At 48.0% G+C, this 16,961-nt stretch carries 13 protein-coding genes; 5 read left to right on the top strand and 8 right to left on the bottom strand.

Features of this window, described 5'->3' with window-relative positions; all coding sequences use genetic code 11:
• Positions 1–52 precede the first annotated feature (52 nt).
• The 4 genes from ACF8CV_RS06195 (at position 53) to ACF8CV_RS06210 (ending at position 4,289) form a co-directional block, all read left to right on the top strand.
• Entirely contained in the window at positions 53–967 is a 915-nt protein-coding gene (locus ACF8CV_RS06195; protein WP_005454899.1) for a dihydrodipicolinate synthase family protein, read from the top strand.
• Between the two features lie 72 nt (positions 968–1,039).
• Positions 1,040–2,161, top strand: coding sequence for an ABC transporter ATP-binding protein (locus tag ACF8CV_RS06200; protein WP_138937486.1), 1,122 nt, complete (start codon positions 1,040–1,042; stop codon positions 2,159–2,161).
• Positions 2,158–3,438: an ABC transporter permease gene (locus ACF8CV_RS06205; RefSeq protein ID WP_023623932.1), complete on the top strand. Its 1,281-nt coding sequence runs from the start codon at positions 2,158–2,160 to the stop codon at positions 3,436–3,438. Before ACF8CV_RS06200 ends, ACF8CV_RS06205 begins: the two co-directional genes overlap by 4 nt.
• Positions 3,439–3,440: 2 nt before the next feature.
• Positions 3,441–4,289 (top strand): ABC transporter permease, encoded by an 849-nt coding sequence (locus tag ACF8CV_RS06210; protein WP_005455010.1) that lies wholly within the window; start codon positions 3,441–3,443, stop codon positions 4,287–4,289.
• Positions 4,290–4,398: 109 nt separating this feature from the next.
• On the opposite strand, the gene ACF8CV_RS06215 is transcribed toward ACF8CV_RS06210, so the two are convergent.
• A complete protein-coding gene (locus tag ACF8CV_RS06215; protein WP_171055881.1) occupies positions 4,399–4,839 on the bottom strand; it encodes a hypothetical protein in 441 nt (146 codons plus the stop codon).
• Between the two features lie 306 nt (positions 4,840–5,145).
• On the opposite strand from ACF8CV_RS06215, the gene ACF8CV_RS06220 reads away from it, so the two are divergent.
• Positions 5,146–7,590, top strand: a complete 2,445-nt coding sequence (locus ACF8CV_RS06220) for a collagenase (protein ID WP_155006970.1) — start codon at positions 5,146–5,148, stop codon at positions 7,588–7,590.
• Between the two features lie 248 nt (positions 7,591–7,838).
• Here the strand turns inward: ACF8CV_RS06220 and ACF8CV_RS06225 are convergent, their stop codons facing one another.
• The 7 genes from ACF8CV_RS06225 to ACF8CV_RS06255 all read right to left on the bottom strand — a co-directional run bounded on the left by ACF8CV_RS06225 (position 7,839) and on the right by ACF8CV_RS06255 (position 16,642).
• Positions 7,839–9,635, bottom strand: a complete 1,797-nt coding sequence (locus ACF8CV_RS06225) for an aminopeptidase P family protein (RefSeq protein WP_138937489.1) — start codon at positions 9,633–9,635, stop codon at positions 7,839–7,841.
• Positions 9,636–9,644: 9 nt separating this feature from the next.
• A complete protein-coding gene (locus tag ACF8CV_RS06230; RefSeq protein ID WP_005454798.1) occupies positions 9,645–10,625 on the bottom strand; it encodes an ABC transporter ATP-binding protein in 981 nt (326 codons plus the stop codon).
• 9 nt (positions 10,626–10,634) lie between these two features.
• Positions 10,635–11,618 carry an ABC transporter ATP-binding protein gene (locus ACF8CV_RS06235; protein WP_023623929.1) on the bottom strand — a complete coding sequence of 328 codons (984 nt, stop codon included), beginning with the start codon at positions 11,616–11,618 and terminating at the stop codon, positions 10,635–10,637.
• A 10-nt stretch (positions 11,619–11,628) separates the two neighbouring features.
• On the bottom strand, positions 11,629–12,561 hold the full coding sequence (locus tag ACF8CV_RS06240) for an ABC transporter permease subunit (RefSeq protein ID WP_025789241.1): 933 nt from the start codon (positions 12,559–12,561) through the stop codon (positions 11,629–11,631).
• A gap of 9 nt (positions 12,562–12,570) precedes the next feature.
• Positions 12,571–13,491, bottom strand: a complete 921-nt coding sequence (oppB, locus tag ACF8CV_RS06245) for an oligopeptide ABC transporter permease OppB (RefSeq protein ID WP_005454907.1) — start codon at positions 13,489–13,491, stop codon at positions 12,571–12,573.
• Between the two features lie 166 nt (positions 13,492–13,657).
• Positions 13,658–15,268 (bottom strand): peptide ABC transporter substrate-binding protein, encoded by a 1,611-nt coding sequence (locus ACF8CV_RS06250; RefSeq protein ID WP_138937490.1) that lies wholly within the window; start codon positions 15,266–15,268, stop codon positions 13,658–13,660.
• A gap of 267 nt (positions 15,269–15,535) precedes the next feature.
• Positions 15,536–16,642, bottom strand: a complete 1,107-nt coding sequence (locus ACF8CV_RS06255) for a M20/M25/M40 family metallo-hydrolase (protein ID WP_025516695.1) — start codon at positions 16,640–16,642, stop codon at positions 15,536–15,538.
• Positions 16,643–16,961 lie beyond the last annotated feature (319 nt).

Below are 16,961 nucleotides of genomic sequence, written 5' to 3' on the forward strand. Positions count from 1 at the left end.
TTTCGCTCGTCTTTATAAATTGCATACAATATACATAAAGGAAAGGAAGTTCATGAAAGTAGATTGGAAAGGTGTTTATCCGGCGGTCAGTACGCAGTTTCGTCAAGATCAATCCATTGACCTAGACGCAACACAAACCGTTATCGATAACCAAATTAAAGATGGTGTGAACGGCATTATTTGCCTTGGTACGGTCGGTGAGAACTGCGCGCTATATCCGGAAGAAAAGCGTCAGGTGCTACAAGCTGCCAAAGAAGTGGTTAATGGTCGTGTCCCTCTTATTGCTGGTACGGCAGAGTCAATTACCACTGCGGCTATCGATTACATGCAAGACGCGCACAAAATTGGTATCGACGGGTGTATGGTGATGCCTGCGATGGTTTACCGCACGTCTGAAAGCGAAACATATGATTACTACCGCACGCTGGCAGAAGCGACACCAGAGATGCCTATTATGATTTACAACAACCCTGTTGCGTACGGCGTCGATGTAAATCTCGATATCATGGCGAAGCTGGCTGAGTTTGACAGCATTGTTGCAATCAAAGAGTCGACTACCGACACGCGTCGTATCACTGAGCTTTACAACAAGTTCGATGATCGTTTTACCGTGTTCAGCGGTGTTGATGATATTGCGCTTGAGTCGCTGATGTTAGGAGCGACAGGCTGGATTTCTGGCTTAACCAATGCGTTCCCAGAAGAATCCGTTGCAATTTACAAACTGGCGAGCCAAGGCCGTTATGCAGAAGCGTTAGAAATTTACCGTTGGTTCTTACCGCTGCTGCGTCTCGACACCATTCCTACGCTGGTTCAGTGCATTAAGCTTGCTGAACAAGTGTGTGGCCGTGGTTCAGAGCAAGTTCGTGCACCGCGCCAACTGCTTAAAGGTGAGGAGCGTCAACAAGTGATCCAGATGGTGGAGCACGCGCTTGCTACCCGCTTAGACCTATCAAAATACAATCTGTAATTGAGCTAGTGAGTAGGGCGCTTTGTGGCGCTCTACTTATTTTCGCTATACAAAAATGAACGGAGGGATGTCATGAGCACTGCAAACAAGGATTATGTGAGCTTTCAACATGTTAAGAAAACCTACGACGGTGCAAACTTGGTGGTTAAAGACTTCAACTTAGACATCGCACCCGGAGAGTTTGTCACCATGTTGGGGCCTTCTGGATCAGGCAAAACAACGTGTCTGATGATGCTGGCGGGTTTTGAAACGGCAACAGGCGGAGAGATTTACATTGATGGCGTTCCGGTAAACAATCTCGCGCCACATAAACGCGACATCGGAATGGTATTTCAAAACTACGCGCTGTTTCCTCACATGACGATTGCGGAGAATCTCGCTTTTCCTCTAAAAGTGCGTAAGCTCGATAATCAAACCATTCAAAATAAAGTACAGAGCGCACTGGACATGGTCGAGTTGGGGCACGTTGCCAGCCGTTATCCAAAGCAGTTATCTGGCGGGCAGCAACAACGTGTCGCGTTGGCGAGAGCGCTTGTGTTTGAACCGAAACTCGTCCTGATGGATGAGCCTTTGGGCGCGTTGGACAAACAACTTCGTGAGCAAATGCAGATGGAGATTAAACACCTGCACGAAAAGCTCGGCATTACGATTTTGTATGTCACGCATGACCAAGATGAAGCGCTCACTATGTCTGACCGAATCGCAGTTTTTAATCAAGGCGAAGTGCAGCAACTTGCCCCGCCAACGGAGCTGTATGAATCTCCGAGTAACGCGTTTGTCGCTCAGTTTATTGGTGAAAACAATCAGCTTTCTGGTGTGGTAAAAGAGTGGCAATCAGAGCGATGCCAAGTCCAGGTCGGCCCCGCTCACTTCGTTGCCAAACCGGTTCGAGTGACCCAAAACGGCGAGCGCACCACCTTGTCTATTCGACCAGAGAAAATTTCCATCCAGCCTGATGACGAATCGTGTGATAACCAAATTGAAGGCGTACTGCGTGAGCTAATTTATCACGGTGATCATTATCGGTTAGTGGTCGACGTTGAACTGGTTGGTCAGTTTGTTGTGAAAGTGCCGAACGACAACCGAACGCATCTGAACCTTATTCCGGGAAAGGTTTGTCGAATTGGGTGGCAAAGTACAGATTGCCATGCGCTAGATGCGATTCAACCAGAAACCGAAGAGGTGGCGGCATGAGTCGAGAGCTAACCTCGTTAGATTCGGTGCTGGAAATCGAACGACATGTGAATCACCAAAAGAGCGATCTCAGAGCCCAACTGCAAAAAGCGGAGCGCAATAAAAACCTACGCTCAATCATGCTGACGTTGCCGTTGGTATGCTTTATTTTGCTCACATTTGCGTTCCCTATTTTAGAAATGCTTTATCGCAGTGTCGACAACCGAGATATTCCGCAGGCCTTGCCGAAAACAATCCAAGCGTTAGCGCATTGGGATTATCAAGGATTGCCAGATTCCGAAGTGGTAGAGGCATTTTCGGTTGAGCTGCTGGCACTGTATGAGGCCAAAGCTCTTCCTAAAATCGCCAATCGCATGAACATAGAAGTCTCTGGCATGCGCAGCTTGATGATGAAAACGGGACGAAAATTGTCTCGTTTAGAAGTGCTTCCTACGTCAATAAAAGAACTGAGTAGGCTCGATAAACGCTGGGCGGATGCAAAACATTGGGTTGCTTTTAAGAACCTGAGCGGTGCGATAACCGTCAACCATTACCTTTCGGCATTGGATATGCAGGTGAACGAAATGGGCGAGATTGAAGCGCAACCAGAAAAACGGCAGATCTACGTTGACCTTTTCTTTAAAACCTTTTGGATGTCGATCTTAATTACCGTGATTTGTTTGTTGATGGCTTATCCCGTTGCGTATCTGTTAGCAAACTTGCCAGACAAACGCGCCAACTTGCTGTTGATTGTGGTGCTACTGCCTTTTTGGACGTCACTATTGGTCCGTACGACCTCTTGGATTGTGTTGTTGCAAAATCAGGGGGTGATTAATGATTTACTGATTTGGTCTGGTTTAACGTCTGAGCGAATTCAGATGATACACAATACCTTTGGTACGGTTGTTTCTATGGTACACATCTTATTGCCTTTTATGATTCTGCCGCTCTACAGTGTAATGAAAGGCATCAGTCCAACGTATTTCCGCGCTGCTCGTTCCTTAGGGGCGTCCCCTCTTGTTGCATTCGTCAAAGTCTACATGCCGCTTACTTTACCGGGTATTGGCGCTGGAGCGTTGCTCACGTTCATTCTTTCGATTGGTTTTTACATTACGCCAGCACTCGTGGGTGGAAGGAGTGGGCAAATGATCTCCAATATGATTGCGTACCACATGCAAACCTCGCTCAACTGGGGAATGGCGGGGGCGTTAGGTGGGCTGCTTTTGTTTGTCGTGCTCGCGCTGTTTTATGTGTTTAACCGTGTGGTTGGCATAAATAACATTAAGGTAGGAGGATAACCATGGCACTACCAAACTACGCTTCAAAAAGTGAGAGAATGGCTTACGCAGGCTACTTGGTATTTTGTGGACTGGTGCTGTTCTTTCTCATTGCGCCTATTCTGACAATCATCCCCTTGTCGTTTAATGCCACCCCTTATTTTACGTTTACAGAAGGTATGCTGAACTTGGACGCAGACGCCTATTCTGTACGCTGGTATCAAGAAATGTTCACCAATGAGCAGTGGTTATTAGCACTCAAAAACAGCACGTTTATTGCGCTCATGGCTACCTTGATCGCGACGGGTTTGGGTACGTTAGCCGCATTGGGACTAGCCAACAGCAATTTGCCGTTTAGAAATGCCATTATGGCGTTGCTGATCTCTCCAATGATTGTGCCTGTGATTATTTCTGCCGCTGCGATGTATTTTTTCTACACTCGGTTGGGTTTATCTCAGACTTATTTTGGCATTATCTTAGCGCATGCCGCGCTAGGTACGCCTTTTGTCGTGATCACAGTGAGCGCGACGCTGAGTGGTTTTGATCAAAGCCTCGTCAAAGCGGCGGCCAGTTTGGGCGCAAATCCGGTTTATACCTTTAGGCACGTGACTTTTCCGTTGATCCGTCCCGGCATGATTTCCGGTGGATTGTTTGCGTTTGGCACGTCGTTTGATGAAGTGGTCGTGGCGTTGTTTTTAACGGGCGCAGAACAAAAAACCGTCCCAAGGCAGATGTGGTCAGGGATCCGAGAACAAATCAGCCCGACAATTTTGGCTGTTGCAACCTTGCTGATTTTTATGTCCGTGTGTTTGCTCGTGACGTTGGAGATCTTACGCAGACGCAATGTCCGTATTCGTGGGATTCAAGAATAAATAAGCCTTTTTCGGTTGCTCAGAGCTTTCTCGTCCAGGAATTACTCACCCTTTGACCGAACGCGCCTCCTTGTGGGCGCTTTTTTACGTCTGCGGCTCGATAGGGGGGCTATTTGATTTGTTGAATTTCTATTCCCGCTTGCTCAAAACGGGCGAATACAGGCTTGTGATGCTGCTGATACCAACTCGCTGGCATGTTGGGTTTAAGTTGTAGCTTCTCCTGTTTGCTGATCACCACATGGTGCAAAAACGCGTTAAGCGTAGCCGTCATTACATCAAACGTCATCTCTCCATCTTTGCTGATGGCTTTGAGCAAACCAACCACGGTTTCTTCAGGAATTAAAGGCTCAATAACCGCCTGTTTACGAGTTTTAAGGCTGATAGAGGCTGGCAACACATCACGGGCGGTTTCCCAACAAACCTTGTTGTTTTTATTTACTAAATTGTTTTTATAGCAGTAGTAACTGAATAAAAAACGGGACACATTTTGCCAGCGTTGCGTTTGGATTTCTAACCACAGGTGCTGAAGTTCGATATCGGCATCGGTCATAGATTTCATTCTAAATATGTTGGGAGAGCGACAGTGTAGCTTGGTTTTTTCATAACGCCAAAATCCTTCGTTGTAGCGTCTTTAAGTGCTAGTTCATCAAAGTCTATTGAGCAAATCGATTTTAATAAAGTTCGTAGTGTGGCGAATTGGGTACTAAAAAGTGATACCGCTAAATTTGTTTGTTAATGAATTGTTTATTTTAAAGCTCAATCAGATTTATATGAGGGTGCTCTTCGTTGGAAAAGAGCACGAAGTGATGTCACGTGGTATCGGCATTTAAGGAACACATGATATAGAAGAACAAAGATGGAACTGAAAACCCTCAGCGTCGCGATTGCGGCAACCTTGAGCAGCACTGCTGCGTTCGCAATGAGCGAGCCAGTAGCGCAAGTCACAGAGAAAGTTGAACATCATCAGCACGAACATGGTGTAGAAACGGCGCAGCCTGAGTATGCACCGACTGAATTGTTACCACAGCTACCGAAACAGACGTTACGTACGCGGGCTACCCAATCGGTTGAAGCGGCAAGCGTGGTTTGTGACGTAGAATCGTTCACAACCACCAACAGCAACGACTTGATCAACGCGATAAAAACTCAAGGTGCAAATTGCATCAACGAGCTGTTCTCTGCTCAAAGCAGAGTGCAAGAAGCGGCGTTTGATTCTGACCACATGTACAACGTGGCAAAGCATACGGTGACTTTGGCAAAAGCCTATACTGGTGGCGGTAGTGATGAGCTTGAAGCCTTGTACTTGTATTTGCGCGCTGGCTATTACGCCGAGTTTTACAACAACAATATCTCGTTTGTTTCTTGGGTCACGCCCGCAGTGCAAGAGGCGGTAGACGCGTTTGTAAACAACGCTAATTTTTACGAAAACAGCGACCCGCACGGCAAGGTATTAAGTGAAGTGATCATCACGATGGACAGTGCGGGGCTGCAACACGCTTATTTACCGCAAGTGACGGAGTGGCTGACGCGCTGGAATGACCAATACGCTCAAAACTGGTACATGCGCAACGCGGTGAATGGGGTGTTTACCATATTATTTGGTGGTCAGTGGAACGACCAATATTTGCAAACCATCGGTAACCAAGCCGAACTTGCAAAAGCATTGGGCGACTTTGCGTTGAGAGAGTCCTCGATAGGAGCGAGCGACGAGTTTATGGTGGCAAATGCGGGTCGCGAATTGGGGCGTCTGACCAAATATTCGGGCAGCGCTGCCACAACGGTGAGTAGCAAGTTAAAAGATATTTTTGCTCGCTACGAGATGTATGGAAAAGGGGATGCCGTTTGGCTTGCTGCTGCGGATACGGTCTCGTACTACGCCGAATGCAGCGAGTACGGAATTTGTGATTTCGAAACCAAGCTCAAAGGTTTGGTGTTATCGCAAACCTACACTTGTAGCCCAACCATCCGTATTTTGTCGCAAAACATGACGCAAGAGCAGCATGTGGCCGCTTGTAGCAAAATGGGATACGAAGAAGGGTATTTTCATCAATCTTTGGAAACTGGCGAGCAGCCAGTCGCTGATGATCATAATACACAGCTTCAAGTGAATATTTTTGATTCCAGTGACGACTACGGAAAATACGCGGGGCCAATCTTTGACATCAGTACCAACAACGGCGGCATGTACCTTGAGGGTGATCCGTCCAAGCCGGGCAATATTCCTAACTTTGTCGCTTATGAAGCGTCTTACGCCAACCCTGACCATTTTGTTTGGAACTTAGAACATGAATACGTGCATTACCTAGATGGCCGATTCGACCTTTATGGCGGTTTTGGTCATCCAACTGAAAAGGTAGTGTGGTGGAGTGAAGGCATTGCAGAATACATCGCAAACGAAAAAGACAATCAAGCGGCGTTAGATACGATTCGAGACGGCTCAACTTACACCTTGAGCGAGGTTTTTGAAACCACGTACGATGGCTTCGATGTTGACCGAATTTATCGCTGGGGCTATCTGGCCGTTCGATTTATGTTCGAGCGACATAAAGATGATGTAAACCAAATGCTGGTGGAAACACGCCAAGGTAATTGGAGCAATTACAAGGCGACCATCAATCAATGGGCAAACCTATACCAGAGCGAGTTTGAACAGTGGCAACAGTCATTGGTTTCAGGTGGCGCTCCTAATGCAGTAATAACCGCAAACAATGAGGGAAAAGTCGGTGAAAGCATTACATTCAGCAGTGAGAACAGTACGGATACAGACGGGCAAATCGTCAGTGTGTTGTGGGACTTCGGTGATGGCACGACCAGCACACAAACCCAGCCGACGCACCAATATGGGAGTGAAGGTCAGTACACGGTCAGTTTAACAGTGACAGATAATGACGGTTTGACAGCTACCGCGACCCACAATGTGACGGTTTCGGCGACTGGCGGTAGTAGTACGCTTCCGCAAAATTGCGCGGTACAAAGCAAAGTGAGTGGTGGTCGTTTAAATGCTGGCGAGCCTGTCTGTTTGTCAAATCAGCAAACCATTTGGCTGAGTGTGCCGGCAGTTAATGAACATGCGAATATTGCTATCTCAACTGGCAATGGCACGGGTGACCTCAAAATTGAATACAGCAATCTAGGCTGGCCAGATGGTTCAAACCTACATGGTTGGTCAGACAATGCTGGTAACAAAGAGTGCATAACCGTTTCAAACCAAGCCAATTATTGGGGCTATATCAAAGTCTCTGGCAGTTTTGAAAATGCCGCGATTGTTGTAGATTTTGACGCGGAAGCTTGCCGAGAGTAACGCGCATTTTGACACAAATAAACGCCCTGTCATATTGGCAGGGCGTTTTTGTATCTGGTCATCGGCGGAGCGTATTTAGTGCTTTCTGTGACGACTAATGAGTGTTAATCATATTTATTTGTGCAAAGAAAAGCTTTCAGCAACAAGAAGAGGTGCGCACATAGGCGGATAAAAAAAGCCAACCCGAAGGCTGGCAATCAAACAGGGAGTTTGAAATGAAAATGAAATCGGGAGATAGGGCGGTTTGTCTAAAGCTCTACAAACTGAGTTGCGCGCTGAAGCCAAGCTTTGTCGTGCTCATCAAGAGATGGGCTGAGTGCTTGGTAGACGCGAGAGTGGTATTGATTTAGCCAGTTAATTTCGTCATGGCTTAGCAAAGAGACATCAAGCATGTTCGTGGCGATTGGTGCCAGCGTAATGGTCTCGAAGCCATAAAAAATACCGAACTCATTTTGCTCGACTTCAACCACTTTCATGATGTTTTCGATCCGAACACCGTATTCACCTTCACGGTAAACACCGGGCTCATTGGTGATCACCATACCAGGTTTTAGCTCAACTTCGCGGTGGCTTTGCGAGAAGTTTTGTGGCCCTTCATGGACATTCAAACAAATACCCACACCATGTCCTGTACCGCATTTGTAATCAATACCATGTTGCCACAGCACACCTCGCGCCATGATGTCGAGATTGGCACCCGTAGAGCCTTTCATAAATCGAGTCTGAGTCAGTCGGATGACCGCTTTCAGCACTAACGTGTAGTCTTTACGCTGTTTAATGGTCGGTGATCCGAAGTGGAAAGTACGGGTGATGTCTGTTGTGCCGCCAAGGTATTGACCGCCAGAATCTACAAGGAAGAAATTGCTTTCATTGACAACGGCATTGCTTTCTTCATCGGCGGCGTAGTGCATTTTCGCGCCATGTGCGGCGAAGCCTGCAATCGTGCGGAAACTGTCGCTCACATAATGGCGAGTTTGACGGCGATAGCTTTTCAATTGAGCCTCGGCTGACAGCTCAGTAACAAGCCCGCTTGGGACTTGGTCTTCTAACCAGCTCATGAACTTCACGACAGCCACACCATCGTCCGTCAATGACTGTTCGAGATTGGCTAACTCGGTCTGATTTTTGATGGCTTTCATGTCGGTGACGGGGCGAGCCATTGGCTTTAATGAAAGGTTCTGCTCAATGGAGTTAACCAATAAGCTGTCGGTATAAACCGGGCTAAAAGCAAGCGACAAGCCTTCACATTGCTGATTCAAATACTGGCTGACGTACTCGTAGTGACGAACGCTCACACCTTGCGCAGTCAGCTTCTTCTCTATCTCGGCTGGTAACTTTTGTTTATCGATGAACGCCGTCGCGCGGTCTCGCTCGACAATAAGGTAGGATTCTGAAACCGGGCAGTAAAGCGTGTCACCGCCACGAATATTCAGTGTCCACATCACATCGTCAAGGGTTGAAACCAATAAACAGTCCGCATGGTTTTCATTGAGCCATTTACGAATATCTGCGAGTTTTTGTTTGGTTTCTACACCAGAAAACGCAACCGGATGGTCAAAAATTTCTGCGCTCGGTCTGCTCGGGCGGTCAGTCCAGATTGGCGTTATCAGATCGAGGTCGAGAACAATCTCGATGTTCTTTGGCTCAAGCGCTTGTTTAAGTTCTTGGTAAAATGCGTAGCTGATCGAGCGTCCATCCACGGCAATCGCGCTGTTTTCGTCGAGGGTATTCGCAAGCCATTTAGGAATGGTGGGGGTTTCCGGCTGACGCGCTTTGAAAAGGTCTAGCCCTGTTCCATGCAATTGTTCTTCTGCTTGAATGTAGTAGCGACCATCTGTCCACAATCCACCGCCTTGTTGAGTTATGACGACATTACCAGCCGAGCCAGTAAAGCCAGAAATCCACGTGCGTCCAGCCCAATGGTCAGCGGAATACTCACTATTGTGGGGATCATTGTTTGTGACGATGTAGGCCGAAACCTTGTAGTTTGCCATTGCGTCGCGTAGCGATGAAAGGCGTTGGTTAACCGAGTTTGTTGTATTCATGAAAACGTCCTAAATCATGTTTGAACAGTAAATATGATGTTGCTCAGTGCCTGTTTTGACTGGGCTTTGCTGCCCACATAGTTCCGTAGCTTCTGGGCATCGGGTTCTAAAAACACAACCGCTGGGTGGGTTGAGCGGAGAAGGGAGGTCTCCGGGCAACAATTGGATGTCGCGGTTGCGTGCTAGTTGCGGATTGGCAATCGGTACCGCAGAAAGCAATGCTTTTGTGTAGGGATGCTGAGCATCGTCGAACACTTGGTCGTAGCGTCCCACTTCCATTGGTTTGCCAAGGTACATCACCATCACTCGGTCGCTGATATGGCGCACAACGCTTAGGTCATGAGCGATCATCACCAGTGTCAGTCCCATTTCTTGTTTAAGGTCGTCGAGCAAATTAATGACCTGCGCTTGAATCGAGACATCCAATGCACTGACGGGTTCATCACACACCACTAAGTCCGGATTGAGGATTAAGGCGCGCGCGATGCCAACACGTTGGCACTGACCGCCAGAAAACTCATGCGGATATCGGTTACGTTGGCTTGCCAACAGACCCACTTTGTCCATCATCGCAATGACGCGTTTTTCGACTTCGGCGCGTTTGAGTTGAGGTTGGTGTGTGAGTAACGGCTCTGCGATACATTCTGAAATCGTCAATCTCGGATTGAGGCTCGCCGATGGGTCTTGGAATATCATCTGAAATTCTTGGCGACGACGTGCTAACTTGTTTTTGCTGAAGCCACGCATGTCTTCACCTTTCCAAGTGAGCTTACCGTGCGTGGGTTCAACTAAGCGCAGCAGAGCACGCGCTAAGGTGGATTTTCCGCAGCCTGATTCGCCAACAATGCCGAGCGTTTCGCCTCGATAAACATCCAAATCGATGCCGTTGACGGCTTGTACGATCTTTCTTCGGCTCGGAATGAGGTGTCGCGAAACAGGAAAATGCACTTGCAGGTCGCGAGCGGACAATAACACTTCTTTCTGATTCATAACGTTTCCTTAAGCCGACTGGTGGATGAGTGAAATGCTGCTTTGGGCTTTGACATGGCAGGCGATGGATTGACGACCATTGAGCGGCATAAACTTCGGCGTTTCGGCTTGGCAGCGAGCGAGTCGGTAATCACAGCGATCTCTAAACGGGCAGCCTTGGTGGTTAATCAAGGCGCTCGGTGGATTGCCAGGGATGGTTGGCAAACGAGGCATGTCTTCGGTGATCGACGGAATTGCTCTCAGTAAGCCTTGGGTATAAGGGTGTGCGGGCTGAGCAAAGAGGGTGTCCGTATCCGCTTGTTCCATTTTTTGTCCACCGTACATCACCAACACGCGGTCACACATTTCGGCAACAACGCCCATGTCGTGCGTGATCAGCAATATCGCGGTATTGAACTCTTTTTGTAACTCACGTAACAGAGTCAAAATTTGGGCTTGTACGGTCACGTCCAATGCGGTGGTTGGCTCATCAGCGATGAGCAGCTCTGGTTTACACAGGAGCGCCATGGCAATCATCACACGTTGGCGCATGCCACCAGACAGCTCGTGCGGGTATTGATTCAGGCGAGTGTCCGGCGATGGGATTCGCACCGCATCTAACATGTGTATTGATTCCGCGATGGCTTGCTTGCGACTCATGCCTTTGTGCACCATCAACACTTCGCTTAGCTGTTTACCTATCTTCATAAATGGATTCAGAGAGGTCATGGGATCTTGGAAGATCATGCCGATTTTCTCTGCGCGAATACGGTTGAGCTGTTTCTTGGACATTGAGAGTAAGTTCTCGCCATGAAATAAGGCTTCACCGGAGACATTACCGTTGTCGGCGGTGAGCCCCATCAGCGCAAATACCGATTGGCTTTTACCAGAGCCTGATTCACCCACAATGCCGAGCGTTTCTCCTGCTTTAATAGAGTAGGAAAGGTTACTGACCGCTTGCACTTGTCCGTCTGGCGTATCGAAGCGCACGTTCATGTTTTCAATAGATAGCATGGAGTTGTCCTTATCGATCTTTTGGGTCAAGAGCGTCGCGTAAGCCATCGCCGATGAAGTTGAAACAGAATAGGGTTGTGACCAAGAACAGGGATGGAAAAAGCAGCATCCACAAGGCAACGTCAATGGTTTTTGCACCTTCGGAAATCAGTATTCCCCAACTGGTGTCTGGCGGTTGAACACCTAAGCCTAAAAAGCTTAAGAAGGATTCAAACATGATGAAACCGGGCACCATGAGCGATGAATAGACCATTACAATTCCCAATACGTTTGGCAGCACGTGACGACGAACGATGGTGAACTTTGACACGCCAATGGAATGTGCCGCTTCGATGAACTCGCGCTTTTTAATCCCGAAGGTCACGCCGCGTACCACGCGAGCGATTCCCAGCCATGACACCATGCCAATTACGATAAAAATCAGGTAGATGTTGTTGCCAAAGAGGGTGACGAAAAGGATGACCATGAACATAAATGGTACTGAATCCAACACTTCGATGATGCGCATCATCACGCTATCTACAACGCCGCCTAGGTAGCCTGAAATGCTGCCCCAAATCGTTCCGATAACGACGGCGACTAACGCGCCCACAAAGCCAACTAAAATTGAAAGGCGACCGCCTTGCATCGTGCGGGCAAACAGGTCTTGGCCGAGATCGTCGGTACCAAAGTAATGGCCGCTGCTAAGTGATGGCTTCCCTAGTTCGTATGGGTCGGCGAGTACGTCCCAATCAATCTCATCGTGTCCAAAGGCCGCAATCGAGGGGCCAAACGTGATGCACAAAGTGATGAGCGTGAGCACATAAACCGATGTCATCGCGGCGCGGTTTTTTCGAAAACGAGCCCAGGCGTCTTGCCACAAACTACGACCTTCCACCGCTTCGATATTGTCTACGACTTGGTCTTGTAAGGATTGAGTATCCGGTTTCTTAATCGATAACATGTTTGACTCCTAAACTCGGATACGTGGGTCGATCACCGTGTACAACAAATCGACCACAAGATTAAAGAAGATGGTGAGTGAGGCGACAATTAAGGTGATGCCCATTACTAAGCCGTAGTCGCGATTCAGTGCACCAGAGACAAAGTGCTGGCCCATACCACCAGTGCCGAAAAAGATGTCGATGATGACAGAGCCCGTCACGACAGAGACAAACGCAGGCCCGAGCATAGCGACGACGGGGATCAATGACGGACGCAGTGCATGGTGGAACAAGATGTAGGCGGTCGATAATCCCTTCGCTTTTGCGGTGCGAATGTAAGGCTGATTGAGGGTTTCAATCATCGCGCCTCGCATGACACGCGCGATGCTAGCGACTGATCCAATGGCGAGACTTAATACCGGCAAAACAAGAAAAGCTAATTGCCCACCTTCCCAGCCACCAGCGGGGAGCCAACCAAGCTGAATCGCAAAAATGGTGACAAGCACGGGAGCCAAAACAAAAGCAGGAACAACCACGCCCGTCATCGAGAGTGTCATTAATCCGTAGTCCAAACGGCTATTGCGCTTTAATGCGGCAATAGTGCCGAGCAGCATCCCAAGTGGGACTGAGATGCAAAAAGAAAGCATCCCAAGCATTGCCGATACGGGCCAAGATTGGGCAACCAGTTGAGTGACAGAGAAGTCTTGGTAAACAAAGCTTGGGCCTAAATCACCCTGCACAAAGTTTGTAATGTAAATCCAAAACTGAACCAGAAACGGTTCATCAAGGTGGAATTTTGCTTCGATGTTGGCGCGCACGATTTCTGGCATTGGGCGTTCCATATCAAACGGGCCACCCGGCGCGATGTGCATCAACCAGAAAGAAACCAGCGCAATAAACAACAAGGTTGGAACGGCGATGGCTAGCCGTCTCAGAATGTACCAAATCATGATCCATCATCCTTTGGTAAAACGACGCCACATCCCGCCGCGTCGAATAAAAGGTGAAAAAAATTGGCCTGTGCTCATTACCGAGGAAAGAGAGGTTCGAGAAGGTATGCCATGTATTGGCAATGTAAGTGCTAGTTACCTTATCGACACAGGCCGAAACATGCCTTTAGTGAACTTTCACATAGACATTCTTGCGGTAGTACGAGGACTCGGGGTTAGTGCGCTCGTAGCCACCGACATAAGGCTTGATCAGGTATTGATCGTTGCCGGGACGGTAAACTGGAATTATCGCCATATCATCAATCAACATGCTTTCTGCTTGTAGATATAGGTCAGATGGGTCGCTCAGGGTCTTAGATTGCGACATCAACTCATCGTATTTCGGGTTGTGGTAACGTGAATCGTTGTACTCGCCATTTGAGACGAAGATATCTAACCAAGTCGATGCCTCGTTGTAGTCGGCTGTCCAACCGCCGCGCGTAATTTCTGTGGGTTCTTTCAAGGCATAGAAGACTTTAGGTTCCAACTGCTTAATGGTGACTTGTGCGCCTAAACGGCTCTTCCACATGCCCGCCATGGCTGTCGCCATTTTTACATCCATCGAGAAAGTCGGGACGGTAAACGTCAACTTAAGTGGGTTACTTTGGTTGTAGCCTGCCTCTGCTAACAAACGCTTTGCTTCGTCAATTCGTTGGATCTGGTCCCACTTTGAATATTCCGGTGTGTGCGATTGAAACCCATCGGTTTGCGGTGGTACTAGCGTGAACATCGGAATGCCACCATTTCTTAAAATCGAATCAGTCAGTAGATTGCGATCAATGGCGTAGGAGAGGGCTTGGCGAACTCGACGATCTTTGGTCGGCCCTTCTTGCGTATTTAGGTAGTAAAAAGTCGAACCTAGCGAAGCACTTGTATCAGCCACATCTTGAGGCAGTTTGCTTATTAGTTTCCTTTTTTGTGCGGCAGGAATCGACATGACCTGATCAATTTCGCCTGCTAGGTAGCGATTTAGCACGACATTCGCATCACCGATCGGCAGCCAAGTGATTTTATCTAGGACGACGTTGTTTGCATCCCAATAGTGCGGGTTTTTCTTCATTACCATCTTCTCGTTTACCTTCCACTCCGAAACGGTAAACGCGCCGTTGGTTACGATGTTTTCTGGTTGTGTCCAGTTACTGCCGTGTCTCTCTACCGTTGTTTGATGAACCGGAGCAAGAACGGGGTGGCTCAGGAGTTTTATGAAGAACGGAATTGGCTGCTCCAAAGTGACTTGGAAGGTTTTTTCATCCAACGCTTTCACGCCCAATGAATCAGGTTTTGCTTCGCTTTTCATAATGGCTTGCGAGTTTAGGATATTCGGTATGGCGGCAAACCAAGCGTAAGGTGATGCCGTGTTAGGGTCGAGCAATCGTTGCCAACTGTAGACAAAATCTTGAGCGGTCACTGCGTCGCCGTTTGACCATTTCGCATCGCGCAAGTGGAAGGTGTAAACCGTATTGTTGTCATTCACCGTCCAAGATTTTGCAATCCCAGGAATCGTTTTGCCTTGTTTGTCCTGAATGGTTAAGCCTTCAAACAAGTCTCGACCAAGGTTGAACGCAGGTTCCGCGGCTTGTTTTGCAGGATCGATAGAGGTGACTTCCGCACCATTGTTGAGCGTAATTTCTTGCGTCTCTGCAAGCGTCACACCAGCCGGATACGGCACTGCGTAGCTCGGTGTAGCCAGTATCGGACTCATTATCGATGCTAGCAAAAGTAGTTTAGGTAATTTCATCCTTGTCTCACTCTATTCATCCTGAAAGGTGCTCAAAATGTATATTGTATAAACTGTCTGCACAATCGAGTTTTAACATGGTTGTAACAAGGTGCTGAAAGTCGGGCTGTTCGGTCTCAAAAAGTGAGCTGGTAGAATTTTTATCGCGGTTGATTGCCAAGTTGGCATTAAGGGAAGAATATTTATGGAGGGCAAAAATAAAAATCCCCTTCGCGCAGGGCGAGAAGGGGATGAAAGTCGGAAGTTAATCTAAATATTTGAGTGAGGCTACTTCACCAAAAAATGCTTAACGAACTCAGAGATTTTTACCATATCGTCAACGGCGATGAACTCTTCAGTGGTGTGCACTTTAGCCATACCCGTAGATAGATTCACGGTTGTCAGACCTTTCTTGTTGAAGTTGTTCGCATCGCTGCCGCCGCCAGTGCCTTTCGTGAACGCTTCGATACCCATATCTGCAAACGCCGCTTTGATTGCGGTTACGTGCGCATTGTCTTCTTCGATAACAAAGGCGTCGTACGCGCGGCTAGATTCGATTTCGACTTCTGCGCCATGTTTTTCGCATACCGACTCAAATGTTGAAATCATGTGGTTGACTTGGGCTTCTAGCTTCTCTCCATTTAGAGAGCGAGCTTCAGCAACGATTTTAAGCTCTGGCATCACAATGTTGGTTGCCTGACCACCGTTGACCATACCGATGTTCGCTGTGGTTTCTTCGTCGATGCGAAGCAGTTTCATTTGGTTGATTGCATCTGCCGCAACCATGATCGCGCTGATGCCTTCTTCCGGCGCAAGACCTGCATGTGCAGGGCGGCCTTTGATGGTTGCGACGATCTTTTGTTGGCCCGGAGCAGCCGTTACGATAGTTCCAATTGGGCCACCTGTGTCCAGTACGATCGCTTCTGTTGAGGTTACGTGAGACATATCGAAGTATTCAGAACCGAACAGGCCACCTTCTTCATGTACGGTGAACGCCAATTCGAGCGTTTTGTGTTCTAGGTTTTCAGCTTGGATGCAGCGCACTGCTTCCATGATGGCAGCGATGCCCGATTTGTCGTCACCGCCAAGAATGGTGTTGCCTTTCGAGCGGATGATACCGTCTTCGATGATCGGCTCGATACCAATGCCCGGCGTTACCGTATCCATGTGACAGCTCATTAGGATTGAGCCTTCTTTTTTTCCTTCTAAACGTGCGTACACGTTGAAGCCATTAGAAATGTGTTCTGGTACAGGAAGTTTGTGAACCGTAAAGCCTAGTTCGCCCAGTTGCTCAGCCAGCGTTTCTGCAATTTGTTTTTCATTCATAGATTCGCTGTCGATACGAACCAGTTGGCAGAAATGTTCAACTAGACGTTCTTGATTAATTTGTGTCATTTGGGTGTCTCTTTCTTTTGGGGTCGAGGGCGATACCGAGAAACGATGTGAATTCGAAATCAATGGCACGGACTCGAAAGGGAACAGAATCTCTTTTATTGCACAGCTTTATGTAGGTGAAGCTGCGTTGAATCAAAGAAAATCACTGCCTGACACGATTCTGACCGAGGATAATGCCAGAAGTGACGACGCAATCACGAAAGTGGTTTAGCACGTGACAATTTGGTAATTGAGAGCGGAGACAGTAATGCACTATGGCTCGAAGCAAATATGTAACTGATGAAAGCAGTCAATAATTGCTGCAAGGTGCACTGTAAAT

It is taken from the genome of Vibrio sp. zbq_1, from assembly GCF_043102935.1.
GTDB lineage: Bacteria > Pseudomonadota > Gammaproteobacteria > Enterobacterales > Vibrionaceae > Vibrio > Vibrio parahaemolyticus.

What these genes read in the sequence shown, in the direction of transcription:
- ACF8CV_RS06225 (WP_138937489.1), bottom strand. Translation starts at nt 9,635, where the DNA reads ATGAATACAACAAACTCGGTTAACCAACGCCTTTCATCGCTACGCGAC.
- oppB (WP_005454907.1), bottom strand. Translation starts at nt 13,491, where the DNA reads ATGATTTGGTACATTCTGAGACGGCTAGCCATCGCCGTTCCAACCTTG.
- ACF8CV_RS06210 (WP_005455010.1), top strand. Translation starts at nt 3,441, where the DNA reads ATGGCACTACCAAACTACGCTTCAAAAAGTGAGAGAATGGCTTACGCA.
- ACF8CV_RS06195 (WP_005454899.1), top strand. Translation starts at nt 53, where the DNA reads ATGAAAGTAGATTGGAAAGGTGTTTATCCGGCGGTCAGTACGCAGTTT.
- ACF8CV_RS06200 (WP_138937486.1), top strand. Translation starts at nt 1,040, where the DNA reads ATGAGCACTGCAAACAAGGATTATGTGAGCTTTCAACATGTTAAGAAA.
- ACF8CV_RS06250 (WP_138937490.1), bottom strand. Translation starts at nt 15,268, where the DNA reads ATGAAATTACCTAAACTACTTTTGCTAGCATCGATAATGAGTCCGATA.
- ACF8CV_RS06235 (WP_023623929.1), bottom strand. Translation starts at nt 11,618, where the DNA reads ATGCTATCTATTGAAAACATGAACGTGCGCTTCGATACGCCAGACGGA.
- ACF8CV_RS06230 (WP_005454798.1), bottom strand. Translation starts at nt 10,625, where the DNA reads ATGAATCAGAAAGAAGTGTTATTGTCCGCTCGCGACCTGCAAGTGCAT.
- ACF8CV_RS06240 (WP_025789241.1), bottom strand. Translation starts at nt 12,561, where the DNA reads ATGTTATCGATTAAGAAACCGGATACTCAATCCTTACAAGACCAAGTC.
- ACF8CV_RS06255 (WP_025516695.1), bottom strand. Translation starts at nt 16,642, where the DNA reads ATGACACAAATTAATCAAGAACGTCTAGTTGAACATTTCTGCCAACTG.
- ACF8CV_RS06220 (WP_155006970.1), top strand. Translation starts at nt 5,146, where the DNA reads ATGGAACTGAAAACCCTCAGCGTCGCGATTGCGGCAACCTTGAGCAGC.
- ACF8CV_RS06205 (WP_023623932.1), top strand. Translation starts at nt 2,158, where the DNA reads ATGAGTCGAGAGCTAACCTCGTTAGATTCGGTGCTGGAAATCGAACGA.
- ACF8CV_RS06215 (WP_171055881.1), bottom strand. Translation starts at nt 4,839, where the DNA reads ATGACCGATGCCGATATCGAACTTCAGCACCTGTGGTTAGAAATCCAA.